Annotated in this window: 24 protein-coding genes and 3 pseudogenes; 11 read left to right on the top strand and 16 right to left on the bottom strand. The window is 74.5% G+C overall.

The genetic code is table 11. The features are described 5' to 3' along the window. Positions 1-117 (top strand): annotated as a pseudogene (locus tag AB0442_RS13025) (roadblock/LC7 domain-containing protein); the annotation flags it as partial. Here the strand turns inward: AB0442_RS13025 and icmF are convergent. Then, a pseudogene (icmF, locus tag AB0442_RS13020) lies at positions 98-3,232 on the bottom strand (fused isobutyryl-CoA mutase/GTPase IcmF); the annotation flags it as partial. The pseudogenes AB0442_RS13025 and icmF overlap by 20 nt on opposite strands. 170 nt (positions 3,233-3,402) lie before the next feature. Further along, the gene (locus tag AB0442_RS13015; protein WP_366162596.1) at positions 3,403-4,839 is read right to left on the bottom strand and encodes an MFS transporter; all 1,437 of its coding nucleotides are present in this window, start codon (positions 4,837-4,839) and stop codon (positions 3,403-3,405) included. A gap of 192 nt (positions 4,840-5,031) precedes the next feature. Between AB0442_RS13015 and AB0442_RS13010 the strand changes: the two genes are divergently transcribed. Beyond that, positions 5,032-5,847 (top strand): NRDE family protein, encoded by an 816-nt coding sequence (locus tag AB0442_RS13010; protein WP_366162594.1) that lies wholly within the window; start codon positions 5,032-5,034, stop codon positions 5,845-5,847. A gap of 28 nt (positions 5,848-5,875) precedes the next feature. Here the strand turns inward: AB0442_RS13010 and AB0442_RS13005 are convergent, their stop codons facing one another. Then, positions 5,876-6,220 carry a hypothetical protein gene (locus tag AB0442_RS13005; protein WP_366162593.1) on the bottom strand — a complete coding sequence of 115 codons (345 nt, stop codon included), beginning with the start codon at positions 6,218-6,220 and terminating at the stop codon, positions 5,876-5,878. 256 nt (positions 6,221-6,476) lie between these two features. Between AB0442_RS13005 and AB0442_RS13000 the strand changes: the two genes are divergently transcribed. Continuing rightward, a complete protein-coding gene (locus tag AB0442_RS13000; protein ID WP_366162591.1) occupies positions 6,477-7,109 on the top strand; it encodes a hypothetical protein in 633 nt (210 codons plus the stop codon). Between the two features lie 39 nt (positions 7,110-7,148). Here AB0442_RS13000 and AB0442_RS12995 read toward each other — a convergent pair whose 3' ends face one another. The 5 genes from AB0442_RS12995 to AB0442_RS12975 form a co-directional block, all read right to left on the bottom strand. Continuing rightward, positions 7,149-7,934, bottom strand: a complete 786-nt coding sequence (locus AB0442_RS12995) for an EamA family transporter (protein WP_366162605.1) — start codon at positions 7,932-7,934, stop codon at positions 7,149-7,151. A 295-nt stretch (positions 7,935-8,229) separates the two neighbouring features. Then, the gene (infA, locus tag AB0442_RS12990) at positions 8,230-8,451 is read right to left on the bottom strand and encodes a translation initiation factor IF-1 (RefSeq protein WP_344625629.1); all 222 of its coding nucleotides are present in this window, start codon (positions 8,449-8,451) and stop codon (positions 8,230-8,232) included. A gap of 87 nt (positions 8,452-8,538) precedes the next feature. Then, positions 8,539-9,336, bottom strand: a complete 798-nt coding sequence (locus tag AB0442_RS12985) for a GNAT family N-acetyltransferase (RefSeq protein ID WP_366162589.1) — start codon at positions 9,334-9,336, stop codon at positions 8,539-8,541. A 182-nt stretch (positions 9,337-9,518) separates the two neighbouring features. Beyond that, complete coding sequence (locus AB0442_RS12980) at positions 9,519-9,767, bottom strand: DUF6296 family protein (protein WP_366162588.1); 249 nt, start codon at positions 9,765-9,767, stop codon at positions 9,519-9,521. Positions 9,768-9,931: 164 nt separating this feature from the next. After that, positions 9,932-11,821 carry an arabinofuranosidase catalytic domain-containing protein gene (locus AB0442_RS12975; RefSeq protein ID WP_366162587.1) on the bottom strand — a complete coding sequence of 630 codons (1,890 nt, stop codon included), beginning with the start codon at positions 11,819-11,821 and terminating at the stop codon, positions 9,932-9,934. 475 nt (positions 11,822-12,296) lie between these two features. Between AB0442_RS12975 and AB0442_RS12970 the strand changes: the two genes are divergently transcribed. Then, on the top strand, positions 12,297-12,746 hold the full coding sequence (locus AB0442_RS12970; RefSeq protein WP_366162586.1) for a hypothetical protein: 450 nt from the start codon (positions 12,297-12,299) through the stop codon (positions 12,744-12,746). Between the two features lie 69 nt (positions 12,747-12,815). Here the strand turns inward: AB0442_RS12970 and AB0442_RS12965 are convergent, their stop codons facing one another. Beyond that, a complete protein-coding gene (locus AB0442_RS12965) occupies positions 12,816-13,343 on the bottom strand; it encodes a YrhB domain-containing protein (RefSeq protein WP_366162585.1) in 528 nt (175 codons plus the stop codon). Between the two features lie 211 nt (positions 13,344-13,554). Here AB0442_RS12965 and AB0442_RS12960 point away from each other — a divergent pair, with 211 nt between their 5' ends. Together AB0442_RS12960 and AB0442_RS12955 are read left to right on the top strand one after the other, a co-directional pair. After that, a complete protein-coding gene (locus tag AB0442_RS12960; RefSeq protein WP_366162584.1) occupies positions 13,555-13,908 on the top strand; it encodes a YciI family protein in 354 nt (117 codons plus the stop codon). Further along, positions 13,905-15,155: a DUF6596 domain-containing protein gene (locus AB0442_RS12955; protein ID WP_366162583.1), complete on the top strand. Its 1,251-nt coding sequence runs from the start codon at positions 13,905-13,907 to the stop codon at positions 15,153-15,155. The genes AB0442_RS12960 and AB0442_RS12955 overlap by 4 nt, the downstream gene beginning before the upstream one ends. 76 nt (positions 15,156-15,231) lie before the next feature. Here the strand turns inward: AB0442_RS12955 and AB0442_RS12950 are convergent, their stop codons facing one another. Then, a complete protein-coding gene (locus AB0442_RS12950; protein ID WP_366162582.1) occupies positions 15,232-16,110 on the bottom strand; it encodes an MBL fold metallo-hydrolase in 879 nt (292 codons plus the stop codon). 485 nt (positions 16,111-16,595) lie between these two features. Here AB0442_RS12950 and AB0442_RS12945 point away from each other — a divergent pair, with 485 nt between their 5' ends. Continuing rightward, positions 16,596-18,443 carry a glycoside hydrolase family 15 protein gene (locus AB0442_RS12945; RefSeq protein ID WP_366162581.1) on the top strand — a complete coding sequence of 616 codons (1,848 nt, stop codon included), beginning with the start codon at positions 16,596-16,598 and terminating at the stop codon, positions 18,441-18,443. 82 nt (positions 18,444-18,525) lie between these two features. Here AB0442_RS12945 and AB0442_RS12940 read toward each other — a convergent pair. After that, a pseudogene (locus AB0442_RS12940) lies at positions 18,526-18,923 on the bottom strand (MFS transporter); the annotation flags it as partial. Between the two features lie 378 nt (positions 18,924-19,301). Here AB0442_RS12940 and rox point away from each other — a divergent pair. Next, a complete protein-coding gene (rox, locus tag AB0442_RS12935) occupies positions 19,302-20,804 on the top strand; it encodes a rifampin monooxygenase (protein WP_366162580.1) in 1,503 nt (500 codons plus the stop codon). Positions 20,805-20,892: 88 nt separating this feature from the next. Here the strand turns inward: rox and AB0442_RS12930 are convergent, their stop codons facing one another. Continuing rightward, complete coding sequence (locus AB0442_RS12930) at positions 20,893-21,312, bottom strand: STAS domain-containing protein (protein ID WP_366162579.1); 420 nt, start codon at positions 21,310-21,312, stop codon at positions 20,893-20,895. A gap of 164 nt (positions 21,313-21,476) precedes the next feature. After that, complete coding sequence (locus AB0442_RS12925; RefSeq protein WP_366162577.1) at positions 21,477-21,683, bottom strand: hypothetical protein; 207 nt, start codon at positions 21,681-21,683, stop codon at positions 21,477-21,479. Positions 21,684-21,847: 164 nt separating this feature from the next. Between AB0442_RS12925 and AB0442_RS12920 the strand changes: the two genes are divergently transcribed. Both AB0442_RS12920 and AB0442_RS12915 read left to right on the top strand, forming a co-directional pair. Next, positions 21,848-22,267 carry a hypothetical protein gene (locus AB0442_RS12920; protein WP_366162576.1) on the top strand — a complete coding sequence of 140 codons (420 nt, stop codon included), beginning with the start codon at positions 21,848-21,850 and terminating at the stop codon, positions 22,265-22,267. An 81-nt stretch (positions 22,268-22,348) separates the two neighbouring features. Next, positions 22,349-22,867: a histidine phosphatase family protein gene (locus tag AB0442_RS12915; RefSeq protein ID WP_366162574.1), complete on the top strand. Its 519-nt coding sequence runs from the start codon at positions 22,349-22,351 to the stop codon at positions 22,865-22,867. A gap of 24 nt (positions 22,868-22,891) precedes the next feature. Here the strand turns inward: AB0442_RS12915 and AB0442_RS12910 are convergent, their stop codons facing one another. Further along, positions 22,892-23,044: a hypothetical protein gene (locus AB0442_RS12910; protein ID WP_366162572.1), complete on the bottom strand. Its 153-nt coding sequence runs from the start codon at positions 23,042-23,044 to the stop codon at positions 22,892-22,894. Positions 23,045-23,395: 351 nt separating this feature from the next. Beyond that, a complete protein-coding gene (locus AB0442_RS12905; RefSeq protein ID WP_366162570.1) occupies positions 23,396-24,553 on the bottom strand; it encodes an FAD-dependent monooxygenase in 1,158 nt (385 codons plus the stop codon). A gap of 72 nt (positions 24,554-24,625) precedes the next feature. Between AB0442_RS12905 and AB0442_RS12900 the strand changes: the two genes are divergently transcribed. Then, entirely contained in the window at positions 24,626-25,183 is a 558-nt protein-coding gene (locus tag AB0442_RS12900) for a TetR family transcriptional regulator C-terminal domain-containing protein (RefSeq protein ID WP_366162569.1), read from the top strand. Positions 25,184-25,339: 156 nt separating this feature from the next. Here the strand turns inward: AB0442_RS12900 and AB0442_RS12895 are convergent, their stop codons facing one another. Continuing rightward, on the bottom strand, positions 25,340-25,906 hold the full coding sequence (locus tag AB0442_RS12895) for a hypothetical protein (protein ID WP_366162568.1): 567 nt from the start codon (positions 25,904-25,906) through the stop codon (positions 25,340-25,342). Positions 25,907-26,149: the final 243 nt, after the last annotated feature.

Raw genomic sequence — 26,149 nt, 5'->3', positions numbered from 1 at the left:
GCCGCCCCCGACTCCGACATCGGCCTCGTCGGCTACGAGATGGCACTCCTCGTCGACCGCGCAGGCGCCGTCCTCACCCCCGCCCTCCGGGCAGATCGAAGACGTTCTCGCCGCTGATGGCGGCCGTCTTCAGCCGGGCGATCGCCTCGGCGGCCTCCGCGCCGTGCCCGCGCTGGAAGCCGCGGACGCGCTCCAGCTGGGACTCCTTCTCGGCGGTGGTGGCACGGGCGAGCTCCAGCTGCTGGGGCTCGCCGTCGCCGCCCGGGCGGCGGAAGGTGTTGACGCCGATGATGGGCAGGCTGCCGTCGTGCTTGCGCTGCTCGTACAGCATCGACTCGTCCTGGATGCGGCCGCGCTGGTAGCCGGTCTCCATGGCGCCGAGCACGCCGCCGCGCTCGTTGATGCGGTCGAACTCGGCGAGCACGGCCTGCTCGACCAGGTCGGTGAGCTGGTCGATGACGAACGAGCCCTGCAGCGGGTTCTCGTTCATGGCGAGGCCCCACTCGCGGTTGATGATGAGCTGGATGGCCAGTGCCCGGCGCACCGACTCCTCGGAGGGGGTGGTGACGGCCTCGTCGTAGGCGTTGGTGTGCAGCGAGTTGGCGTTGTCGTAGATGGCGATCAGCGCCTGCAGGGTGGTGCGGATGTCGTTGAAGTCCATCTCCTGGGCGTGCAGCGAGCGGCCCGAGGTCTGCACGTGGTACTTCAGCTTCTGGGAGCGCTCGTTGCCGCCGTACTTGTGCTTCATCGCCACGGCCCAGATCCGCCGGGCGACCCGGCCGAGGACGGAGTACTCCGGGTCCATGCCGTTGGAGAAGAAGAACGACAGGTTGGGCGCGAAGTCGTCGATGTGCATGCCGCGCGCGAGGTACGCCTCGACGTAGGTGAACCCGTTGGCGAGGGTGAAGGCCAGCTGGCTGATCGGGTTCGCGCCGGCTTCGGCGATGTGGTAGCCGGAGATGGAGACGGAGTAGAAGTTGCGGACCTTGTTGGCGATGAACCACTCCTGGATGTCGGCCATCATCCGCAGCGAGAACTCGGTGGAGAACAGGCAGGTGTTCTGGCCCTGGTCCTCCTTGAGGATGTCCGCCTGCACGGTGCCGCGGACGTTCGCCAGCGCGTGCGCCCGCAGGCCGGCCGCCTCCTCGGGCGACGGGTCGCGGCCCTCGGCGGCGCGGAAGGCGTCGACCTGCTGGTCGATCACGGTGTTGAGGAAGAACGCCAGGACGGTGGGCGCCGGGCCGTTGATGGTCATCGACACCGAGGTGGTGGGCGCGGCGAGGTCGAAGCCGTCGTAGAGCGCCTTCATGTCCTCCAGGGTGGCGACGGAGACGCCGGAGGTGCCGACCTTGCCGTAGATGTCGGGGCGCTCGTCGGGGTCCCGGCCGTAGAGGGTGACCGAGTCGAAGGCGGTGGACAGCCGGGTGGCGGGCTGGCCCTCGGAGAGCAGCTTGAACCTGCGGTTGGTGCGGAACGGGTCGCCCTCGCCGGCGAACATGCGGGCCGGGTCCTCGCCGTCCCGCTTGAACGGGAAGACGCCGGCGGTGAACGGGAAGAGCCCGGGGAGGTTCTCGCGGCGCCAGAAGCCGACCAGCTCGCCGTGGTCGGTGAAGCCGGGCAGGGCGACGCGCGGGATCCGGTTGCCGGAGAGGGACTCGCGGGTCAGCTTGGTGCGGATCTCCTTGTCCCGGACGACGACGACCTGCTCGTCGCCGGAGTAGGAGGCGACCACGGCAGGCCAGTTGTCGATCTGCTCGCTGACCTCGTGCGGGAGCTGCTTGCGGGCGGCCGAGAGCAGCGCCTCGACGTTCGCGGCGTCGTGGCCGGCGTCGGCGAGCTGGCCGCGGACGGCGTCCAGGCGCTGCACCGACCGGGCGGCCTCGATGATCCGCTCGGTCTCGGCGTGGTAGCCGCGGACGGTCTCGGTGATCTCGGCGAGGTAGCGCACCCGCTCGGCGGGGACGACCTGGCGGATGCCGGAGGAGTGGCGGACGGAGACCTCGGGCAGGGCGCCGTCGGTGACCGGCAGGCCGTGCTCGGCGAGGGCGGTCCGCAGGCTCTGGTAGAGCGCGGTGACCCCGTCGTCGTTGAAGGTGGCCGCGGAGGTGCCGAAGACCGGCATGTCCTCGGGCTTGGTGCCGAACGCCTCGCGGTTGCGGACGAGCTGGCGGCCGACGTCGCGCAGGGCGTCCTTGGCGCCGCGGCGCTCGAACTTGTTGATGGCGACGACGTCGGCGAAGTCGAGCATGTCGATCTTCTCGAGCTGGGAGGCGGCGCCGAACTCGGGCGTCATCACGTACAGCGAGGTGTCGACGAAGGGCACGATGGCCGCGTCGCCCTGGCCGATGCCGGGCGTCTCGACGATCACCAGGTCGAAGCCGGCGGCCTTGACGACGGCGAGGACGTCGGAGAGGTGCTCGGGCAGCTCGTGGCTGCCGCGGGTGGCGAGGCTGCGGAAGAAGACCCGGTTCCCGTCGAGGGAGTTCATCCGGATCCGGTCGCCGAGCAGCGCGCCGCCGCCGCGGCGGCGGGTCGGGTCGACCGCGATGACGGCGATCCGCAGCTTGTCCTGCTGGTCGACGCGGAACCGGCGGACCAGCTCGTCGGTGAGCGAGGACTTGCCGGAGCCGCCGGTGCCGGTGATGCCGAGGACCGGGGTCACCCTGGTCGCCGCGGCGGCGCGCACCCGCTCCGTGAAGTCGGCGGGCAGCTTGCCCAGCTCCGCGCCGGTGATGCTGCGGGCGATCGCGAACCGGTCGCCGGCGAGCAGGGCGTCCAGGTCGGCTGCCCGGCCGTCCCACAGGTCGAAGTCGCAGTCCTTGACGACCGAGTTGACCATGCCGGCCAGGCCCATCCGCTGGCCGTCCTCGGGCGAGAAGATGGTGACGCCGCTGCTGCGCAGCCGGTCGATCTCCTCGGGAACGATCACGCCGCCGCCACCGCCGACCACGCGGATGTGCTCGGCGCCGGCCTCGCGCAGCCGCTCGACGAGGTACTCGAAGTACTCCACGTGTCCGCCCTGGTAGGACGAGACGGCCACGCCGTGGGCGTCCTCCTCGAGGGCCGCGTCGACGACCTCCTGGACGGACCGGTTGTGTCCGAGGTGGATGACCTCGGCGCCCTGGGACTGGAAGATCCGCCGCATGATGTTGATCGACGCGTCGTGCCCGTCGAACAGTGCCGACGCGGTGACCAGTCGGACGGGGTGCACGGGACGGTGCAGATCGCTCATGGAGGACCCTCATGTCGGTTCGGCGGAGACTACTCACCAAATATAGTAGGACGTCCTAGCATTTTTGTGAGGAGCGATGTGACCAGACGCACATGTCGCCCGGACGGCGGACAGCGGAAGGACGGTGTACGAGGCCGTTTTCGACCGTCGGCAACCGGCGTCCGACCCCCTCAGGACGCCGGGACCCCGGCCGGGGGGACGGGCGCGCCCTCGGCCCCGCCGGGCGGCGGCGCCACCGGCGACACCTGTGCGGCGCCCGACACCTGTGCGGCCCCGGACGCCCGGGCGGCCCGCGAGGCCAGCCGGCGCAGGCCCGCGCGGCGCTGGACCGTGCCGAGGCCGGTCGCCGCCACGCCGAGGGCGATCCAGCCGAGCGGGCCGCCGGCCGTGACCACGCCGGTGAGCAGCAGCGGCCCCACCGACTTCTGCACCGACTGGGCCATCCCGGCGACCCCCAGGTAGGAGGCCCGGGCCCGCGGCGGCGCCAGGCTCACCGCCAGTTCCCAGGAGCTCACCGAGCGCAGCAGCTCCGCCAGGGTGACCAGGCCGGCGGCCGCCAGCAGTGCCGCCGAGGACCACCACGGGCCGCCGCCGGTCGACGCCGCCAGCAGCAGACAGCAGGCGAGCAGCGCCGCCCCGTACCAGCGCAGCGCCTTGAGCGCCCCGTGCGGCCCCTCGGCCCAGGCGGAGACCCGCAGCTGGAGCAGCACCACCAGGACGGTGTTGACCACCAGGAAGGCGGGGACGAGGGCGTGCGGCGCCTCGGTGCGGTGCACCAGCCAGAGCGGCAGGCCCACGTTGAGCACCGAGTCGTCGAGGTTCAGCGGGATGTCGAGCAGGACGAACAGCAGGTAGCCGCGGTCCCGCCAGGGGCCGGGTGCGGCGGACCCGTCCGCGGGCCCCGCTCCCCCGCCGTCCGCGTGCCGGGCCACGACCGACCCGTGGCCGGCCGGCTCCCGGGTGCGCAGGACGAGGGCGGCGGCCAGGACGAAGGAGAGGGCGTTGGCGAGGATCAGCGCCCGGTACGCGGCGGGTGTGCCCACGGCCAGTCCGAGGGCCGCGATGCCCGCGCCGAGCGCATAGCCGGCGTTGGCGGTGCTGCGGAAGAGCGCCTGGTAGACGCCTCGGCGCTCACCCGCGACCCGGGTGGCGAAGAGCATCTCCAGTGTCTTGGCGGCCCGCTCGCCGAGGCAGGTGAGGGCCACCACGGCCAGCAGCACGGCGTAGTCGTGCACGACCAGCAGCAGGCCCGTGGTGCCGAGCCGCAGCAGGTGGCAGGCGGTCAGCAGGCCCCGGACGGTGAACCGTTCGGCCGCCCGGCCGGCGAGCGGCGATCCGGCGATCCCGGCGACCGCTCCGGCGCCGAGCAGGAGGCCGAGCTGCCCGGCGTCGAGGCCGCGGACGAAGGTGAAGAAGAGCACGGCCGCGGCCGACCACACGCCGGTGCCGGTCCGGTCGACGAACTGGGCGAGCAGCATCGTCCGGCCGTCCCGGCCGCCCGGTGGTTGCCGCAGCTGTGCGACCAGTCCGCCGGTAATCCGCTTCCGCCGCATGGGCGACCCCCGCTCGTCTCCTTCGATGCAAATCTCGATATCAAGATACTTCATGTCGAGATTTCTCGGAAGATCGGGGACGCCGCCGTCTCCGGGTCGGCCGCGCAGGCACCGCGGGCGGCCGGCGGCGTTCCGGACGACGTGTCAAGTCCCGTCGGCGGCGCGAGGGAAAGGCGCGCCCACCCGGTCCACCGGCCGCCGTGCGAGGATCACGGGAGAGGAACGGCCCGGGTGAGGGGATGCGCCGTGTGCACCGTGTTCGTCAGTTTCGATCCCGGCTCGCCGGTGCCGGTCGTCGTCCTCGCTGCACGGGACGAGTACGCCGACCGCGCGTGGCTGCCGCCCGCCCGGCACTGGCCGGACCGGCCCCGGCTGCTCGGCGGCCTGGACCTGCTGGCCGGCGGCACCTGGCTGGCGGTCGACCCGGGCGGTGACGGCCGCACCCCGCGGCTCGCCTGCATCCTGAACGGCTTCGGCCTCCCGGCCGACCCGGCGAACCGGCTCTCGCGCGGCGAACTGCCGCTGCTCGCCGCGGACGGCGCCGACCTCGCCGACCGCGACTGGGCGCGCTACGACCCGTTCCACCTGATCACCGCCGGGCCGGACGCGGTCTCCATGCTGGGGTGGAGCGGCACCGGGCTCACCCGCACCTCGCTGGAGCCGGGCCTGCACGCCGTCATCAACGACGGCATGGAGGGCCTCGCCTCGCACCGGACCTCCTCGCAGAGCGCCTCCCGGATGATGGCCGCCCGGCTGGCACACTTCCGGCCCCGGCTCGCCGCCGTCCACCGGCCCGAACCGCCCACCGGGCCCGCCGGCCGTGCCGACGCCCCGACCGCCGCGGTGTGGGGCGACTGGCCGGCCATCGCCGACGGCGACGGGCTGGACCGCACCGACCCGGCCGCCCTCGTCCAGCACCGCGACTTCGGCGCCGGACGGATCTGGGCCACCACCTCGCTCGCCCTGGTCGGCCTCGGCCGCAGCGGGGTCCGCTACGACTTCAACCCGGCCCCGGGCAACGCCGCCTGGTACCCGGTCGACACCCGCCCGATCCCCGGCTGAGTCCGCGCCCGGCACGGGGTCCGGTGGATCACGGCAGCCCGACGGTGCGGCGGACGGTCTCGAATCCGACCACCTCGACGAGCGGGGTGCCGTCGGCGCCCCGGGTCGGACGGACCTCGTTCCCGACCAGCAGGCCGGTGGTCACCACGTAGGTGCCGTCGGGGTAGGTGCCGTCGGGCAGGACACCCAGCGGCAGAATCCGCGGGCCGAGGTGGAGCGACAGGTCGAGGCCCTGCCGGATGAGGCGGTAGCCGCCCTCGTAGTGCCCCAGGAACGCCGCGGTCGCCCCCGGGTCCGTCGGCGCGGTGCCGGCTCCCGAGGTCGCGCAGGCCCTGGAGGCCGGTTCGGGCCGGTGGACGGCGGCGAGCTCCAAGGGTCTTCCTCTCCCTGCTGCGGGTGGGAGCGGGCGCCCGGGCCGTTCCCGGCGCCGCGGCCGTACGACGCACCCGACGTCCCGTCACGTCCCGGGCCCGCCCGGCCACGCCAGCCACCGGCCCGCGACCGCACCCCGGACACTCCGTCCCCGCCGAACCAACGTCACCCGATCAGGGGTCGGCGGCCGGGTGCCGCAGCACGGAATCCAAAGGCGCCGCCGGGCCGGACGCGGCAGACTCCGGCGGGTGATCGTGATGCGTCCTGTCGTGGAAATCGTCCCGCCGGACGGCTTCGGCCTGTGGCCGGTCGTCGAGACCGAGCGGTTCGCCCTGCTGCCCCTGCACGGGGGCCTCACCCCGGCCGAGGTCGGCACGGTGATGATGGGCATCGCCGAGTACCTGCGCGACGACGACCTCCCGCCCCGGCCGGACGATCCCGTCGGCCACTTCCTGCACGGGCTGCTGACGGCGGACGAGGGCCTCTGCGCCTCCGGCGGCCTGCAGGTCACCGACACCTCGACGGGCGTCGTCTTCCGACCCGGCTGCTGCGAGGGCCTGGAGGACCGGCGCCAGTGGCACCGCGTCACCGAGGCGGGCGAACCCCTCTGGTACGGCCACGAGCCGGTGACTCCGGCGGCCCTGCCGCACGGTGACACCGTCCGGCTCGTGGTGGACACCCTGCGCAGCGACTCCGAGGTGATCGAGGTGTCCGTCGACGAGCTCCGCCGGCTGCTCGCCGGTGCCGAGCGTGACCTGGCGGCGTTCCTGGTCCTGGCCGCCGGCTGGGCGTCCGTCCACGTGCCGGCGCACGCGGCGGGCGTGGTCGACGCCCTCGCCCGGCTGGTCGACCTGCCCGCCCCGGAGCGCCCGGGCCCCGACTTCGGCTGAGCCCGGTCCCCACCGGGTGGGACGGGTGTCGTTGCGGCGTCAGCCGTGTCCGAGCCTGAGCACCACGATCCCGGCCAGCACGGCCGCGCCGGCGGCCAGCCGGGAGCGGCCGAGCGGCTCCCGCAGGACGAACGCGCCGATCAGGGCGGCGATCAGGATGCTGGTCTCGCGCAGCGCGGCGATCGTGGCGAGGTCGCCGGCGGTCTGCGCCCACACCACCAGGCCGTACGCCACGAGTGACATCACGCCGCCGGCCAGGCCCTGCCGGGGTCGGCGGCGCATCGCGGTGAGCAGCGGCCGGCCGCGGACGGCCAGCGCGACGAGCAGCATCACCGCGCCCTGGGCGAGGAACATCCAGGCCAGGTACCCCGCGGTGCCGCCGGCCCGCCGGACTCCGGCGCCGTCCACCACGGTGTAGCCGGCGATCAGCACGCCCGTCCCCAGGGCGGCGCCGAGGGCGGGCAGCCGGGCGCGGCCGGGCAGACCGCCGGCGAGGGCGAGGCCGGCCAGGCCGAGCGAGATGACCAGGACCCCGGCGGCCTGCCCGGCGGGCAGCGACCGGCCGAGCACGGTGACCGACAGCAGTGCGACGACGAGCGGCGAGGTACCGCGGGCGATCGGGTACATCTGCCCGAAGTCGCCGAGCCGGTAGGCCTGGAGCAGGAGCAGCTGGTAGCCGACCTGGAGCACGGTGGAGGCCGCGACGAACGGCCAGGCGGCCGGGTCCGGCAGCGGGACGAGGCAGGCGAGCGCGGCGCCGCAGGCCAGGGTGGCGGTGTTCATCAGGGCGAACCCGGCCAGCCGGTCGCCGCTGCGGTGCGCCATGGCGTTCCAGAGGGCGTGCAGCACGGCGGCGGCGAGGACGACGAACGGAACCCGCTTCCCGCGTCACACGGACCCCTTCCGGCCGGGACCGGGCCCTTGCCCGACCCAAAGATGTATAGCCAACTTCGCATCATCCAACGGGCCCGGCCGGCGGGCCGTCAACCGCCGCCCCCGCGCCCCGCCCGCCGGCCCCGGTCCGCGCCGGCCGGCCCGCCGTCCCCCGGCAAGGCGAACGGCCCTGCCGAACCGGATGGTTCGGCAGGGCCGTTCACAGGGTGTCACCGTCGTCGGACGGTCACCGGTAGCGGTAGCGGATGCGGCCACGGGTGAGGTCGTAGGGGCTGAGCTCCACGAGCACCCGGTCCTCCGGGAGGATCTTGATGTAGTTCTTGCGGATCTTCCCGCTGATGTGGGCGAGCACCTTGTGCCCGTTGGCCAACTGCACGGTGAAGGTGGCGTTGCGCAGGCACTCGACGACGGTGCCCTCCACCTCGATGCCCCCTGCTGCTTTGGTCATGGTTCCTCGATCTCTCCGGTGATGGTGGTGGTGATGGTGTGGGCGACGTGCTCGGGCGGTCGCCGGCGCCCCGGGTGCGGCCGCGGGTCAGCGGCGGACGAGCTCCAGCGTGCCGCCCTCGCGCCGGGCCCCGGTGCCCGCGAGGAGGGCGGTGGCCGCCGCGTTGGACTCGTCCACCTCGGCGCGGACCCAGGCCGTCCCGGCCTCGTGCAGGGCGCCGAGCGCGTGGGCGAGCAGTGCCCGGCCGATGCCGCGGCGCTGCCGGTCGGCCCGGACGGCGATCAGCCCGATCCGCGGCAGCCGAAGGCGCGGCGTCACCCGGACGAGGCCCACGTACCGGTCCCCCTCCTGCGCCACCGCGTACATCGACGGGTCGATCACGGTGTCCCCCGCCGGGCGGGGCAGGATCTCGGCCGGCATCGTCCGCCAGCCGGCGGTCGCCTCGACCTCGTCGCGGACGACACGGTCCAGGGCGCGCAGCGGGCCGTCCTCCGCGGATCCGGCGGGGAGGATCGTCACGCCGTCCGGGCACGGCACGTCGCCGAGACCGGTGGCCCGGGGGTCGGTGGGCACCAGGTGGCCCCACTCGCGGCGGGCCGGGGTGAAGCCGAGCCGTCCCCAGGCGGACGCCTCGTCGTGGTCGGCTTCGTCGACCAGGGTGTGGAGCGGTTGCGGCAGGTCGGCCAGCATGGCGTCGGCGATGCGGTCGAACGCGGCGCCGTGCCAGGCGTCGATGCTGACGAACAGCCGTCCGTCGGGCCGGAGCGAAGCGTCGCCGGTGCCGGCCACGACGCCGTCCTCGACGGCCTGCCACTGTGTGTCGGAGACCCGGGTGACCCGGACCGCACGGTCGTCCCCGACCGGGGTGGAATGCGAAGGATTCATGGGAGTTGCCTCTCGGGAGTGCCAGCGACCAGGCGCTCCCGGCGACACCACGGTCAGTCGCCCGCCGCAACGGAGATGGGGAGCACCCATACGGATACAGCCTTCACGGGTGTCACCTCCTCGGTCGTCTCACGGCTGCCCAGACGCTACCAGCCCGCCCCGCCGGGCCCAACCGGTTTTCCTCAGTGCAGCGGGACGGCGTGCACGGGCGTGTCCGGCACGGGCCGGTCGACCAGGGCCAGGACGTGCACGAGACCGCCGTCCTCGATCTCCACCCGGACGGCGCGGTCGGCGTCCTCGTAGACCGGGTGGCCGTGCGGACCGTACCCGGCCTGCCGTTCCACCATCACGGTGTCCTGTTCGCCGTGGGACCCGGCCGGTCCCGGGAAGGTCAGCATCCAGCGGCCCGTGTCCGGTGCCACGGCGATCACGCCCTCTCCACGACGGCGGTGCCCCGGCCTCCATTGTCCGGCCGGGCCGGGCCGGGCCGCCGTGCACCCGCCGGTGGCGGCCGGCCGCGGCGGCGCTGCTCACGGCCCCTCCCGGGGGGCGGCGGGGGATGCGGTCGCCCGCCTCCCCCACCGCCCGTCCGGCATCAGTTCAGGGCGAACTTCTGGGCGGCGGCGCCGTTGCAGTCCCAGATCTGCAGCCGGGTGCCGTTGCCGGTCGTGCCGTTCGGCGCGTCCAGGCAGCGGCCGGACTGCGGGTTGCGCAGCGAGCCGTCCGCCTGCTGCACCCACTTCTGACCGCCGACCCCGTTGCAGTCCCACAGCTCGACCTGCGTGCCGTTCGCCGTCCCGTTCCCGTTGACGTCCAGACACCGGCCGAGCGTGCTCAGCGAGGTGTCGCCGTTGTGGTACCAGTGCTGGTCGAGGGCCCAGGACTGGCAGTCCCACAGCTGGACGGCCGCGGAGTTGCCGCCGCTGTCGTCGGCCGCGACGTCGACGCACTTGCCGCCGGGCCCGGTGACCGGGGCGCCGCCGTTGACGGAGAACTTCTGGGCGGCGGCGCCGTTGCAGTCCCAGATCTGCAGCCGGGTGCCGTTGCCGGTCGTGCCGTTCGGCGCGTCCAGGCAGCGGCCGGACTGCGGGTTGCGCAGCGAGCCGTCCGCCTGCTGCACCCACTTCTGACCGCCGACCCCGTTGCAGTCCCACAGCTCGACCTGCGTGCCGTTCGCCGTCCCGTTCCCGTTGACGTCCAGGCACCGGCCGATGGTGCCGAGCGAGCCGTCGGCGTTGTGCGTCCAGTGCTGGTCCTCGGCCCAGGACTGGCAGTCCCAGAGCTGGACGCCGGTGCCGTTGACGCCGGTGTCGTCGGCGGCGACGTCGACGCACTTGCCGCCCGGTCCGGCGATGGTGCCCTGCGGGCCGTTGGGCACGTTGGTCCGGCCGGTGTAGCCGACCGAGACGACGTTCGCCTGGACGGCGTCCTCGGCGGCGTCGGTCGGGTAGCCGGCGACCATCGCGCCCTCGAAGAAGGTGCCCTTGTTCCAGTTGCTGTTGTCGCCGCCGGTGCCCAGGATGATGCCGCCCTCCTGGTGCATGGGCAGGTAGCCGCCGCGGGTGGGCAGCGAGCCGTTCCACCAGGTGGTCAGCGCGCCGGTCTGCGAGTTGCCGCCCTTGAGGGCGTAGGTGCGCCGGCCGTCGTTCTTGAGGACGGCGGTGACGTACGGGGTGCTGTTGCCGCGGTTCGCGGTGTTGGAGCCGTTGTCGCCCTGGAACATGCCGTTCTCGAGGTCGGCCTCGATCCACGGGCCGGAGCCGCTGCACGGCGGGAAGTAGCAGGTGGTGGCGATGGAGACGGCGTCCATGTGACCGTTGCCGGTGTCGGCCGGGGTGGACTCGGCGTTGCCGTAGTCGAAGCAGCAGTCCGCGCCGACGTGGGTGCCGCTGGCGACCATGTAGACGCCCTCGGGCTGGCCGTCGACGGCGACGCCGGAGGCCCGGCCGGTGTAGCGGTAGCCGACGCCGGGCGAGATCCAGATGCCGTAGACCTTGTGGCCGCCGGCGGTGACCGCGATCTCGCTCGCGTCGGCACCGCGGTCGGCGCCCATGCCGGCGGTGCCGGCCGGGCCGGGCAGGAGGTCGTTGTGACGTGCCGTCTGGTCGTAGACCTTGGTGATGCGGCAGGTGCTGCCGCCGCAGAACACGTCCTGCTGGGCGGCGTTGGCGTAGCCGCCGGGGCTCAGCAGTCCGATGTCGGCGCGGGCGCCGTCCGAGGCGCGGGTGACCTGGTACAGCGGGCCGTTGTAGGAGGAGGCGAGGGCGCGCACGGTGCTGTGCGCGGCGACGCAGGGTGTGCCGGCTGCGGCGTAGATGTCGCAGGGCAGCGAGCCCGCGGCGTGGGACCGGCCCGGCAGGCCGAGCAGTCCGGCGAGGGCGAGTCCGAAGGCGGCCACGGCGGCCACCAGGACCCTCGCGTGGCGCAGGGTGCCGCGAGCGGCGGCGGGGACGGCCCGTGGGGCGGCCGGCCTCAGGTCGCGCATGAGGTGCTCCTGACACTGTGGTGGGGGTGGATCTGCGAGCGGTACGGCTCGGCCGGGAGGCGGCCCTCCTCTCCGGACGGGGGCGGCGAGCCTGCCCAGACGGTAGGAGAAGCAGGCCGCCCGGGGAAGGTCTCCAACGATGGAAATTCTGATGGATCATCGAATCAGCTGGTCGCGACGGGAGAACTCGAAACCTTCGCCCGAGCCGCCCGGAGGAGAGGTCCGAGCCGTTCCATGCAAGGGAGTTGACATGGCTTCATGTGGGCGCGATGCTGCGACCGGCGATATTCCATCGATGGAAATCACCGTCCCCGCGTTCACGGTCGGCGGCCTCCGCCCGCCGCGCGCCCCACCCGTCGCCGCGCGGTCCGTCCTGCCGGTCCGCCGCCCCGTGTCACGTTCCGCCCGCCTGCGTCGTCCGCCTACCGGCACGCAACCGGGCGACCCGCCGCGAGGCAGACAAGGGGACGGCACCATGGACGGACGGACGACGACGGACCGACGCAGCCTCAGGTTCCTGCAGACCTCCATCGCCCTGCAGACCGCGGCCGTCTTCTTCCAGGCGGTCACCGCCGGACTGCTGCTCTCCTCCCCCTCGCAGGAGGTGCTGCACAGCGTCGGGGCACGCGTGATGTACGGCGCGTCGATGCTGTACGTGCTCGCCGCGGTCCTCGCGTGGCGGCCCGGCGGCGCGTCGCCCCGCCGCATCCTGCACGCCTCGGGCTTCCTGGTGCTCGCCTCGGTCCAGGTGGTCCTGGGCATGGCGCACCGGCCCTCGCTGCACGTCCCGCTGGGCATCCTGATGTTCGGCCTGAGCCTGCTGGACCTGGCCCGGGCCCTGTCCACCCGTGCGCCCGGGCACGTCGCCGCCGAGGACGACCCGTCGGCCCCGGCCCGGCAGTGGGCACGCGGGCGGGCACACTGACGGTGGATCACCGGCGGTGTCGGGCGACGCGGGGGGTCGGCCGGGCGCGTCGGCGGCGGGGCAGGGCCCTCACCCGGCCGGCCCGCTCAGCCCGGGGACGGGGAACGGGCCGGCGGGTGCGGGGTTCCAGGTCAGGTCGACCAGGTCCTGCCGCGGGTCGCCTCCGTCGGCCACCGCCCGGACGTAGGCCGTGGCCCGGCCGATGCCGAGGACCGGCGCCTGCTTGCGCAGGTGGCGGACGGCGGCGGCCGGCCCGTCGGTCCGCAGGACGGCACGGACGGCCGGGGCCAGCGGGTCGGGCAGGTCCGGCGGCCGGACACCCTTGTACCGCCGGAGGAAGTGCTTCTCCCACCCGTCCGCCACCGCTTGGAGCGCCAGCAGGTGGACGCTTCCGTCGTCCTTGTCGACCAGGTACGGGCCGCTCCCGGCGAGCATCTTCCGCGGATCGCGGGTGCGGATGCACTCCACCGTGTCGCAGTGGACCAGCCGTCCCGGGGCGTGCTCGCGCACCTCGTCGACGGCGACCTCCGTCCCTCCCCGCCGCTCCTTCGCCAGGAGTGCCTCGACCGGCTCGACAGCGCGTTGTCCGGTGATCACCCGTCCATGGTCCGCCACGGCGCAACCGGATTTCCGGCGCCGGTACGGCCGCTCCGGCGGGGCCGCACACGGTCGGCCCGGATCCGCGACAGGATGCCCGTCAGGGCCCGCGACGGGACGGCCCGGAAATTCCTCGGGCCGCCCTGTCGATTCCGCTGCAGCCCGTTCGTCATACCTGCACGACCGACCCGAACCATCGAGGAGCTGCACCGTGAAGTACCTGCTGCTGATCAACACCCCGGCACCCGGCTCCACCGAGGAGCGGCCGGCCGGCGGGCCGACCGTGGAGGAGTTCATGGCGTACGAGAAGGCCGTGACCGACGCCGGCGTGAGGCTCGACGGCAACGCCCTGGACCTCGTGAACGCGACCACCGTGCGGGTCCGCGTGAACGGCGAGCGGGTGGTGACGGACGGGCCGTTCGCCGAGACCAGGGAGATCGTCGGCGGCTACTACCTGCTCGACGTCCCCGACCTGGACGCCGCGCTCGACTGGGCGGCGCGGTGCCCGGGCGCCCGGTACGGCACGGTCGAGGTCCGCACCGTCTGGGAGCCGGACCGGTCGTGAACGAGCGGCGGGCGGCCCGCTCCGTGGAGGCGGTGTTCCGCGAGGACCGGGGCAGGCTGCTCGCCCTGCTCGCCGCGAGGTTCGGCGATCTGGACCTGGCCGAGGAGACCGCTTCGGAGGCGGTCGAGGCCGCCCTGCAGCGGTGGCCGGTCGACGGCGTCCCGGACAAGCCGCTGGCGTGGCTGCTGACGACGGCTCGCCGCAAGGCCGTCGACCGGATCCGCCGCGACCGGGCGTTCGCGCAGCGGCTGGCACTGCTCCAGCTGGAGAGCGACCGGGCGGCGGCCGTCGTCCCCGAGCCCGGCTTCGACGACGTCCCGGACGAGCGGCTGCAGTTGTTCTTCACCTGCTGCCACCCGGCGCTGTCGCCGGAGGCGCAGACCGCGCTGGTGCTGCGGTTCCTCGCCGGCCTGACCACGCCCGAGGTCGCCCGGGCGTTCCTGGTGCCGACGGCGACGATGGCGCAGCGGATCGTCCGGGCGAAGCGCAAGATCCGCAGTGCGCGGATCCCGTTCCGCGTCCCGGGGCCGGAGGAGCTGCCCGGGCGGCTGCCGTCGGTGCTGCGGGCGGTGTACCTCGTCTTCACCGAGGGGTACGCGGCCAGCGCCGGCGACGGCCTGCTGAGGCCCGATCTGGCGGAGGAGGCCGTCCGGCTCGCCCGGATCCTGCACCGGCTGCTCCCGGCCGAGCGGGAGGTGGCGGGGCTGCTGGCGCTGCTGCTGCTCACCGATGCCCGGCGGGCGGCGCGGACGGACGCCGCCGGGCGGCAGGTGCTGCTGGAGGACCAGGACCGCTCGCTGTGGGACGCCGACCTCGTCGCGGAGGGGCAGCGGCTCCTCGTCCCGGCGCTGACCGGCCCCGGGGTCGGGCCGTACGCGGTGCAGGCGGCGATCGCGGCGCTGCACGACGAGGCGGCCGACATGGACAGCACCGACTGGCCGCAGATCGTCGCGCTGTACGACGTGCTGCTGCGGATCGAGGGGTCGCCGCTGGTGGCGCTGAACCGGGCGGTGGCCGTCGCCATGCGGGACGGGCCGGAGGAGGGCCTCGCGCTGCTGGACGACCTGGCCGGTGCGGAGGAGTTGCGCGGCTACCACCTGCTGCCGGCCGCCCGGGCCGATCTGCTGCGCAGGCTCGGCCGCACGGCCGAGGCGGCCGCCGCGTACCGGGCCGCACTGGCCCTGGTCGGCAACCAACCGGAACGGGCCACGCTCACCCGCCGCCTCGCGGAACTCGGCAGGCCCTGAGCCGGCGGGGAACACGAGCCCGCCGCCGGTGGGGTCGGTCGGCGGGGTGCGCCGGGGCGGTCGGCCGCTCGTGCGGTCAGGGCTGCGGGTCGAGGGGTGCGGAGGCGGCTGCGGTGGCGGCGGCGCCCGCGGGTGCACCGGGGGCGGCGAGGTCGAACGGGTCGTGGGCACAGACCAGTCGGACCTCGTCGGCGTGGGTGCGGCGCAGTTCCCGGAGGCGTTCGAGGGTGTCGCGGCGGGCGCCGTTGTCGATGGCCACGAGGCGCTGGAAGGCGGTCAGGCCGGGCGGGCGGCGCACGGGGCCGGGGGCGACGTCGGTGTGCGAGAAGTAGGCGTCGCCGCAGTGCAGCAGCCAGCGGCCGGCGGTGCGGACGGCGACGCCGCTGTGGCCGCGGGAGTGGCCGGGCAGCGGCACCAGGAGGAGGTCGGGGGTGCCGGCGGGCAGGATCGGCACGGCCGGCAGGCCGTACCAGTCCTCGGTGGCGCCGCCCAGCGGGTGTTCGACCCAACGCGGGTTGTGCGCCCACTGGGCGGGGCGGTAGCGGTCGCGTTCGCCGCGGGTGGCGCGGGCGCGGGCGGCGCGGAGTTCCTCGTCGAGGACGTGGATCCGGGCGTGCGGGAAGTCGCCGATCCCGCCGGCGTGGTCGAGGTCGAGGTGGGTCAGGACGATGTCGCGGACGTCCTCGGGGCGGTACCCGAGGGCGCGGATCCGGTGCAGTGCGGTGTGCGCGAGGTCGAGGCGGGGCCGGACCATGGTGAGGAACTGCCGCCCGAGCCGGCCGGGGTCGGCGACGTCCGCGGTGCCGAAGGCGGTGTCGACGAGGATCAGCCCGGTGGGGCCTTCGATCAGCAGGCAGTGCGCGGAGAGCCGGCCGACCAGGGGTCCGCCGCTGCCGAGCAGCAGCCGGCCGCCGAAGGGGCACATGGTGGCGCAGTCCAGGTGGTGCACGCGCATGCGGCCTCCAGGCCTCTCGGACGCGGGCGGGCGTCGTGACGGTGCCGACGGTTCACGGGCGGTACCAGCGGGTGGCGGGCGGTACCAGCGGGTGGCGGGCGGTGCCCGTGGTTGCGGGCGGTGCCGGACATCGGTGCCGCGCGGCAGCGTACCAGCGAGTAGGAAACGGACGGCACCCTGCGGCGCCGCCACCCGGCCACCGGCGCCGGGCCGGTGGCGTCGGGGTCGGGGTCGGACGGCAAGGGCCCCACGGCGCCGGGATCCGTGCGAAGTGGCCGGGGCGGTTCGCCGCCGCAATGATGGGCAGATCCGGTCGATGGCCCCGAGCCGGGTCGCGGCGGACGTCCCCGCGGCACTCGGGTCCCGGACGGAGGGTGCGGCCGGAGGGCCCGCCCCCGCCGGCGGCCCGGTGCCGGACCCGGGACGGTCGCGGCGCGGCCCGGGGCCGTTACGGCCCCGCCGGTGCGGCGGGCCGAGGAGGCGCTGTGAACGACTACCCCCCGATCGCGGACCACGGCATCGTCGGTGACCTGCAGACGGCGGCGCTGATCGCCGCCGACGGCACCGTCGACTGGTGGTGCACCCCCCGCTTCGACTCCCCGAGCGTGTTCGCCTCACTGCTGGACAGCGACCGCGGCGGCTTCTGCCGGCTCGCCGCCGATGTGGGCCCCGAGGCGACCGTCCGCCAGCTGTACCTGCCGGACACGGCCGTCCTGATCACCCGTTTCATGGCGCCCGGCGGGGTCGGCGAGGTGGTCGACTTCATGCCGCCGGATCCGTCGCCGACGCCGTCCGCCCGTCACCGGCTGATCCGGGCGGCGCGGGTGGTGCGCGGCAGTCTGCCGTTCGAGCTGCTGTGCCGGCCGCGCTTCGACTACGGCCGGGCGGCGCACGGACTGACCCGGCTCGACGACGGGTCGGTGCTGTTCCGCGGGCCCGGCACGGACCTGCACCTGCAAGCGACCGCGCCGATCGCGCTGCACCCGGACGGCACGGACGTGTCCGCCCGGTTCACGCTGCACGCCGGCCAGCGCGCCGCCGTGGTGCTCACCGGCGAGTCGGGCGAGCCGGGCACGCTCAGCGGCCGGCCGGGCGGTCCGGCTCCCACCGGCGAGAGGATCACCGCCGAGTTCGAGGCGTGCACCAGGTTCTGGCTGGGCTGGCTGCGGTCCTGCCGCTACCGCGGCCGCTGGCACGAGATGGTGACCCGTTCGGCGATCACCCTGAAGCTCCTCACGTACGCTCCCACCGGCGCGCCGATCGCCGCCGCCACCATGGGTCTGCCCGAGCAGATCGGCGGGGAGCGGAACTGGGACTACCGCTACACCTGGGTGCGCGACGCCTCGCTGTCCGTCCGGGCGCTGATCGACCTCGGCTTCGTGACGGAGGCGAACGCCTTCCGCCGCTGGCTGCGGGACCGGCTGGACGCCGGCGGGACGGCCTCGGGCGAGCCGCTGCAGATCATGTACCGGGTCGACGGCGAACCGCACCTCACCGAGGAGGTGCTGGAGCACCTGGAGGGCTATCGGCGCTCCGCGCCGGTACGGGCCGGCAACGCCGCGGCCGACCAGATCCAGCTCGACATCTACGGCGAGGCCGCGTACGCCCTCGCCCAGGCCGTGGACACCGGCGCGATCCGCGGCTGGCGCGCGTTCGCCGGGGTCGTGGACTGGCTCGCCGAGCACTGGGACCGGCCCGACGAGGGCATCTGGGAGACCCGCGGCGGCCGCCAGAACTTCACCTACAGCCGCCTGATGACCTGGGTCGCCTTCGACCGGGCGATCCGACTGGCCACCGCACACTCCCGCCCCGCCGACATCGCCCGCTGGCAGGCCGAACGCGACACGGTGTTCCGGCAGATCGTGGACCGCGGGTGGAGCGAGAAGCGCAGCGCCTTCGTCCAGCACTACGACACCGACGTCCTCGACGCGTCCCTGCTCCTCATGCCGAAGGTCGGGTTCCTCAGCCCGAAGGACCCGGAGTGGCTCAGCACCCTGGACGCCATGAACGGCGAACTCGTCAGCGACAGCCTGGTCTACCGGTACGACCCCGCCGCCTCCCCGGACGGTCTGCGCGGCTCCGAGGGCACGTTCAACCTGTGCACCTTCCTGTACGTGGAGGCGCTCGCCCGGGCCGGACGGCTCGACCAGGCCCGTTACGCCTTCGACAAGATGCTCACCTATGCCAACCACGTCGGTCTGTTCGCCGAGGAGATCGGCCCCTCGGGCGAGCAGCTCGGCAACTTCCCGCAGGCGTTCACCCATCTGGCCCTGATCGACGCGGCCCTCGCACTGGACGAGGAACTCGACCGCGCCGAGGGCCGCACCCACTGACCGCCCGCACCGCCGGCCGCTCCGGGCTCTCCCGGGGCGGCCTGCGGCACGCCGGCCCTGCACCGTCCCGGGCCGGGCCGGGTCACTGCTGCTGCGGGGCGCCGGGCGCCGCCACCGCCTCGGGCCCTGCCGCTGCGGGCCGGCGGACCCGCGGCAGCAGGAACGCGGCGGCCAGCCGCCCAGACCGGCTACCGCGAGCGCCGCCATCGCCGCCGCGTACGCGCCCTTGCTGAGCCCCGACACCAGGATGGTGCCGGCGACGGCCGTGCCGAGCGAGGAGCCGAGGTTGGAGATGCTGCGCGACAGACCGGAGATCTCGCCCTGCTGCGACTCGGGGAAGCACGACTGGACGACGTTCACCGACGGGGTCAGCATCACGCCCAGGCCGAGGCCGATCAGCAGCAGGCCCGGCGCGAACGCCCAGGCACTGGGCGACCCGGCGACCAGCGCCAGCGCCAGCAGCACGGCGATGCCGGCGATCGTCGATCGAGTCCTCCTCGCAGCCGAGCCGGAGCAGCAGGCTCCGCGCGTCCAGCCCTTCGGCGAAGGTGACGGAGAATCCCGTGTCGTACGCCTGCGGGAGCCACGCCGACCCGGCGTCCACCGGGACCCCTCCCCCGCCGGGCAAAACAACGGGCAAGGAGCTCGCCCGCTCCTTGCCACTCTCAACATATAGCGCACGGGGGGCCTTGCGGCAAGGCCCCGGTGGTGCCGCAGAATTCTCGGCCGGAGCCGGGGCGGGCGGGAATCGGCGCGCGGCGGAAATCGGCTCGGGGAATTTCCGGGAATCCGGGCCGAACGCCGCCTGAACGGCCCGGAAAGGCCGGCTGTGGGGATATCGGTGCGAAGGGGTGCTCGATGATTGACGTCATCGTGGTCGGCGGCGGGCCGACCGGATTGATGCTGGCCTGCGAATTGCGGCTGCACGGGGTGCACACGGTCGTGTTGGAGAGGTCGGCCGAGCGGTCGGAGCAGTCCCGTGGGCGCGGTCTGCACGCGCGCAGCGTCGAGATCACGGACCAGCGCGGCCTGCTGGAGCGGTTCGCCGCGGCGGGCGATCGGTTCCAGGTCGGGGGGTTGTTCGGCGGTGTGGTGAAGCCGTGGCCGGCCGGGTTGGACACGGCGCACCCGTACGGTCTCGCCACCCCGCAGCCGGCCACCGAGCGGCTGCTGGAGGAGCGTGCGGTCGAGCTGGGGGCGGAGATCCGCCGGGGCTGCGAGGTGGTCGGCGTGAGCCAGGACGGGGACGGGGTGGGTGTCGGGCTGGCCGACGGGACGCGGCTGCGTTCGCGCTACCTGGTCGGCTGTGACGGCGGCCGCAGCACCGTGCGCAGGCTGGTGGGCATCGGGTTCCCGGGTGAGCCCGCCAGGGTGGAGACGTTGCTGGGCGACGTGGAGGCGGCCGAGGATCCGGCGGTGATCGCGGCCGTCGTGGAGGAGGTCCGCAGGACCCAGCTGCGGTTCGGGGTGACTCCCGACGTGGACGGGCAGGCGGGGCTGTACCGCGTCGTCGTGCCCGCCGACGGGGTGGCGGAGGACCGGACGGCCGCGCCGACGCTGGAAGAGTTCAGGCGGCGGCTGCGGGCGGTCGCGGGCACCGATTTCGGCGTGCATTCGCCGCGCTGGCTGTCCCGGTTCGGCGATGCAACCCGGCAGGCCGAGCGCTACCGCTGCGGGCGGGTGCTGCTGGCGGGCGACGCGGCGCACGTCCACCCGCCGACCGGCGGACAGGGGCTGAACCTGGGCCTCCAGGACGCGTTCAACCTCGGCTGGAAGCTGGCCGCCGAGGTCGCCGGATGGGCCCCGGAGGGGCTGCTCGACAGCTACCACGCCGAGCGGCACCCGGTGGGCGCGGCCGTGCTGGACAGCTGCCGGGCGCAGATCACCCTGCTCGGAACGGATCCGGGGGCGGCCGCGCTGCGCGGGCTGTTCTCCCGGCTGATGGACTTCGAGGAGGTGAACCGGTACGTGACCGGGCTGATCACGGCGGTCGACGTCCGCTACGACGTCGGCGGGGGCCACGAGCTGCTCGGCCGGCGGATGCGGGACGTGGCGCTGGAGCGCGGACGGCTCTACGAGCTGATGCACGGCGGCCGCGGGCTGCTGCTCGACCGGACCGGCCTGCTGTCGGTGGCGGGCTGGGCCGACCGGGTCGACCACGTCGTCGACGACGGCGAGGAGCTGGCGGCGCTGGGGGTGGCGGCGGCGGTGTTGCTGCGGCCGGACGGCCATGTGGTGTGGGTCGGCGACGACCAGGACGGCCTGCTCGGCAGCCTGCCGCGGTGGTTCGGCGCCGCCCGCGCCGACCGGGGCCGGGCTGCCGACCGGGGCCGGGCCCGCCAGCGGGGCCGGGCCGTCTGAGGGGTGCCGCCCGATCCGTCCGGTGGGGACGGACGGGTCCCGGGCCCGCCCGGGTGTCCTCGGGCGGGCCGGACCGGTGCGGGCGCGCTCAGACGGGCGCCCGTACGGCGTCCGGGCCGATGTCGAGGTGGCCGGCGACCAGCTGCAGGGTGTCGGTGAGGACCATCAGCCGGTCGAGTCCGGGGGTGGACGCGGCGAGGCCGACCGTGTGGCCGGCCTTCCGGGCGTACTCGCAGGCCCGTGCGAGGGCGGCGACACCGGCCTCGTCGCAGGCCACGACGGCTCGCAGGTCGAGGGCCAGACCGTCCGGGCAGGCACGTGCGGCCGACAGCAGCGCCTCCGGCAGGTCGACGGCGCAGCGGTCGTCGAGGGTGCCGGCCATCAGCAGCAGGGTCACCGGGCCGCCGGCCGCCAGTTGCAGCGACAGCGCGCCGTCGGCGAGTGTCCGGACACCGAGCGGGCTCGCGTCGGGCCGTTCGGGGGTCCTGCGTCCGTCGTGCGGGAGCATCGCGCCACCTCCCTGCTCTCCGGTGATCCTGCCCGCACCGGACGGTTCGAACCCGATGGACCGGGCCCGGCGCCCGGGTCCCCGGGATTCTCATCCGCGCAGCCGGGGCTGCGGGTTGGAGGACCGCACCAGGCCGCGCCGGGCGGGAGGCGGCGGGCCGCCGCTCACCGCCCGGCGGGCCTGGCCCGCAGCCACTGGTCGAATTCGGCGGCGACGATGCGCTCGTCGTGGACGTCGGCGGCGGCGTCGGAGGCGAGCCAGACGACGGGCGGCCCCATCACGGACGGGTCCAGGAATTCCCGGTTCCCGGCGGTCGCGTCCGGGGGCAGCATTCCCGTGGCGGTCGGCCCGCCGGGCAGCAGCACCTTCACCGGACCACCCCGTTCGTCGAAGCTCCCATGCTGCGACGCTAGGTGCTGGAGTGCGCTCCAGGTCAACCGACCGGCCGCCGAGGGGCCGGCTGCTCCGCGCCTGCCCGGCGAAGATGAGTACGCGTGCTCAGCCGCGGGCCGGCGCGGCACGGCAGGCTCGGACCATGCGCCGACCGATGCCGGGACTCGTTCCCCCTCTCCTCCTCCTGATCTCCGCGGTTGCGGCCTGGGCCGTCTGGCTGGGCTGGGACCAGCACCACGACGTGCACCCCGACGGTTCGGTCTCCGGCCCGTACGAGGCCTGGCAGGTGATCGGGCTGGCCGTGACCCTGCTGGTGCCGGTGGGCTGGGCAGCGGCGCGCCGCCGGGTGGCGGGTGCCGTGGTCGGCACGACGGCCGGGCTGACCGCCGCGGCCTTCGTGGACTGGTCCGACGATGCGAGCGGTCTCTTCCTGGTCGGGGTGGGGACGGTCATGGTGGGGAGCCTCGTGGCGACCTCGGTCGTCGCCGCGGTGGTCGCCTCGCTGACGCGGTCGGGCCGGCCGTACGGCGGTCGGCGTCGTGGGTCGGCCCCTTTCGGGTGAGGGAGCCGGTGTCATGACGGGTCCATGACGGAGCGTCATTAGTGTCGGGTCGACCGCTTCGTCGTGGAGGAGGACACCACCGTGGGCACCGACGCACCGCGCAGGCTCGTGCTGACCCGGCACGCCAAGGCCGAGCCGAACGGCCCGGACGACCACGAGCGGCCGCTGTCCGCGGCCGGCCGCCTGGAGGCACCCGGGACGGGCAGGTGGCTCGCCGTGGCCGGGATCGCACCCGGGCTCGCACTCGTGTCGACCGCCCGGCGGGCCGGGGAGACCTGGGAGTTGATCGTCCCCGAGCTCCCCGCCCCGCCGCCGACCGTGTTCGAGGACCGCGTCTACGAGGCGGACGTCGCCGATCTCCTCGCCCTGGCCGGCGAGACCCCCGACGAGGTGTCCGGGCTGCTCGTGCTCGGTCACAACCCCGGTGTCCACGAGCTGGCGGACGCGCTCACCGGCGAGTCCGACGGCGACCTCCTGGACCGGATGGACGCGTCCGGGTTCCCCAACAGCGCCGTCGCCGTCCTCGAGTTCACCGGCTCCTGGAAGGACCTCGACGCGGGCCTCGCCCGCCTGGTCGCGTTCCGGACGCCCGAGGGCTGAACCGCCGGCCTCCGGCAGGGCGGCTCAGCGCGGCCTGGCGTGCCGGGCGGCCCCGTCGTGGCGGTGCCGCACGGCGGGCCGCTCGCCGCGGTGGCGGGCCTGTCGTCCGGGAGCGGTGGCCGTCAGCACGGCCGCCAGGACGAGCGGGGCCAGCAGCAGGACCATCACGGTGTTCACGGCCACCTCCGGAGTCGCTCTCGCCGGTCGGACGCCGCACGCCTGCCCGCATTCCGGCCCGCCATGCCCGCCGCGCCCGCCGCGCCCGGCCTGCACCGGCAGGGGCCGCTGCGCGGCCCGGACGCGCCGGGTGTCAGCACGGTGCGGCACACTCCGACCAGGTCGACAGCCGGGAGGATCGGCGGACGGCATCGGACGTGCCAGGGCCGGGCGGGCAAGGGCCGGACGCACAGGCGCCAGGCGCGCGGGGCCGCCCGACGAGTCGGAGCGGGAGCAGCTCACGGCCCTGCTCCCGCGGCTGATCGCGGATCGCTGACCGCCGGCCGCCGCGATCTGCCCTCGGCGACCGGGTCAGCTCAACCGTGGCGGACTCCAGTCGTGGTGGCGGAGGATCATCCGCACCGCCGCGCCGGAGGGCGTCAGCCGCATCGCCGTGTTGCGCAGGGCGACGGCGAGCGGTCGGGAGAGCTGGTGGCCCATCCGTCCGGCATGCCGGGCGGCCCGCGCGACCGCCTGGCTGCGCGGTCTGCGCTCGGCGTCGTAGCGGGCGAGCGCGGTCTCGACGTCGGGTGCGGCGCCGAGGGCGGCGGCCAGGGTGACGGCGTCCTCCAGGGCCTGGCAGGCGCCCTGCCCGAGGTTCGGGGTCATGGCGTGCGCCGCGTCGCCGAGCAGGGCGATCCGGCCGGCCGTGTGGCCGGGGAGCGGTGTGCGGAGCTCGTGGACGTCGTGGTGCAGGACGGCGTCGGGCCGGGTCGCGTCGAGCAGGGCGGGGATCGGCTCGTGCCAGCCGCCGAACCGTCGGCGTACTTCACCGAGCGGGTCGGCGAACCGCGTCCCGGCGGGCAGGGTGAGGACGGCGTGCCATTCGGCCCGTCCGTCCAGCAGGGCGATGTGGCCGAACTCGGCGCCCCGGCCCCAGGTCAGCTCGAAGTCGGTGTCCAGGTCGACCGGCCGCTCGGTGAGGGCCCGGAGCACCGTCGACCCACTGTGCTCCGGACCGGGGTGGGCCGGGAAGAGCCCGCCACGGACGGTGCTGCCGATGCCGTCGGCCGCCACCACCAGGTCGGCGTCGAGGACGGTGTCTCCGAGGTCGACGCGGACCGTCCCGGGCGCGATCTGCCGGACCGGGCCGGCCTCCCGGCCGATCAGCAGCGACCCGGCGGGCAGCGCCTCCCGGAGCAGCCGGTGCAGGACGGCCCGCGGGATGCCCATGATCGGCGCACCCACCGCCCGTTCCAGCGCCGCGCCGTCCATCCGCGCGAGCCACCGCCCCTCGGGGGTGCGGGTGCCGCCGGCGTACTGGCCGCGCGCGGCCTGCCGGACCGGTCCGCCCACGCCGAGAGCGTCCAGCGCGCGCAGGCCGTTGGCGGCCAGGGAGATGGCGGCCCCCGCGTCGCCGAGCACGGGTGCGCGCTCGACGACCGTCACCTCCCAGCCGATGCGGTGCAGGCCGATCGCGGCGGCCAGTCCGCCGATGCCACCGCCGACGACCACTGCCGTGCCGCCCATGCCGAACCCCCGATCTTCTACATCTGTAGAAGGCCGACCCTACCCGAACCGCTACAGGTGTAGAAAGGACCCATGGCTATGGATCGGCGCACCCTGCTCGCGGACGCGGCCCTCGACGTCCTCGCCGACGAGGGGATGCGCGGGCTCACCCACCGCGCGGTCGACCGGCGGGCGGACCTGCCGACCGGCACCACCTCGGCCTACTACCGCACCCGGGCCGCGCTGCTCACCGCACTGGTCACCCGCCTCGTCCACCTCGACCAGACGGAACTGCATGCGGCGGCCGAGCAGTTCCCGCCGATCCGCACCGCGGAGGAACTGGTCGCCGGTCTGGTGCTGCTCACCCGGCAACGCCTCACCGGCCAAGGCCGCCGCCGCTCGCTCGCCCGCCACGCCTGCGCCGTCGAGAGCGTGCGCGACCCCGAGCTGCGGGAGATCCTCGTCCCCCGCGAGAACGCCGGCCGCGAAGCCGTCCGGCTGTTCCTCGCCGGCCACGGCGTCGAGGACGTCGAGGGCCGCACCCACACCCTGCTGACCTGCGTCGACGGCCTCGTCTTCGACCGGCTGGTGAGCGGCGGCGAGGTGCGGCCCGAGGAACTCGAAGGGCTGGTCGCCGCCGCCCTGCGGTAGGCCGGCGAGGCCGGGCATCTCCCGTACCCGGGTGGTGCTCCGGTGTCTTCTCCGGTCGGCCGGCCGGGCGATCCGTTCCAGCCGTTCGTCACCGTTCTGCTCCAGGGCCCACCGCCCTGTTCCAGGGCCGGCCACCGGGCCTCCCGGCCGACCGGTTCACAGCACCGGGTCGGCGTGAGTGGCGTCCACCATGGAACCCCCCGGACTTCCGACGGGAATGAGATTCGGAATGTTCCGGAGGATGTCGGGACTGTGCTCGTTCGACGGATCGCGCTCGACCGTGATGGTCACCTGGTAGGCGATCCTGAAGATGCTGGCCTTCGCGATCCCGATGCGGAGTTCCAGCAACAGACACAACGGTGGGCCACCAGCACCCATCAGGTTGGACTGCGTACGGAGTTGCGGCGCCGAGGAGTCGATGAAGGCGATCACACCGTCCTGGCCGATGACTCTCAGTCCTGCGAGTGAGGCCGTCACCACCGGTGTTGCCCGGACGCCGTTGAAGTCCTGGATCGTCCCGGCGGTCGGAATCCCCCCTTGCCCCGAGTCACCGTAGGGCACGAAGGCCACCACAACGTCATTGCGCGGCGCCTGGCTGCTCGCGTCGAGGGCGATCGTGCCGGTGTGGACGATCTGCAGAGCGTCGGATCCGTCGGGGGCCCGGTGGGGGACGAACAGGTGCTGTGGCTTCATCACGTCTTTCGTCGGAATGAGGACCGACATGACCGCTCCCTGAAGGTTCGGGGGAAGGGCGCCGGCCGGATCTCCGTACCTGTGCGTGCAAGCATCTGGCCGACGCAGACTTCTTGCGGTTCGCGCGGGCCCGCGCGTTCGGACCGCCCGCGGCCGCTCGGCAGGACGGCCTGCGAGACCCGGCGGCGGACGTGAGCCGGACCGGTACCTCCATCCTGGGTCGCGCCGTCCGTGCTGTCCACCACTGGCTCCGCTCCTGCGGCCGGGGCCGAT

It is taken from the genome of Kitasatospora sp. NPDC085895 (genome assembly GCF_040702125.1).
Taxonomy (GTDB): domain Bacteria; phylum Actinomycetota; class Actinomycetes; order Streptomycetales; family Streptomycetaceae; genus Kitasatospora; species Kitasatospora arboriphila.
This window is presented reverse-complemented; position numbering and strand designations above follow the sequence as displayed.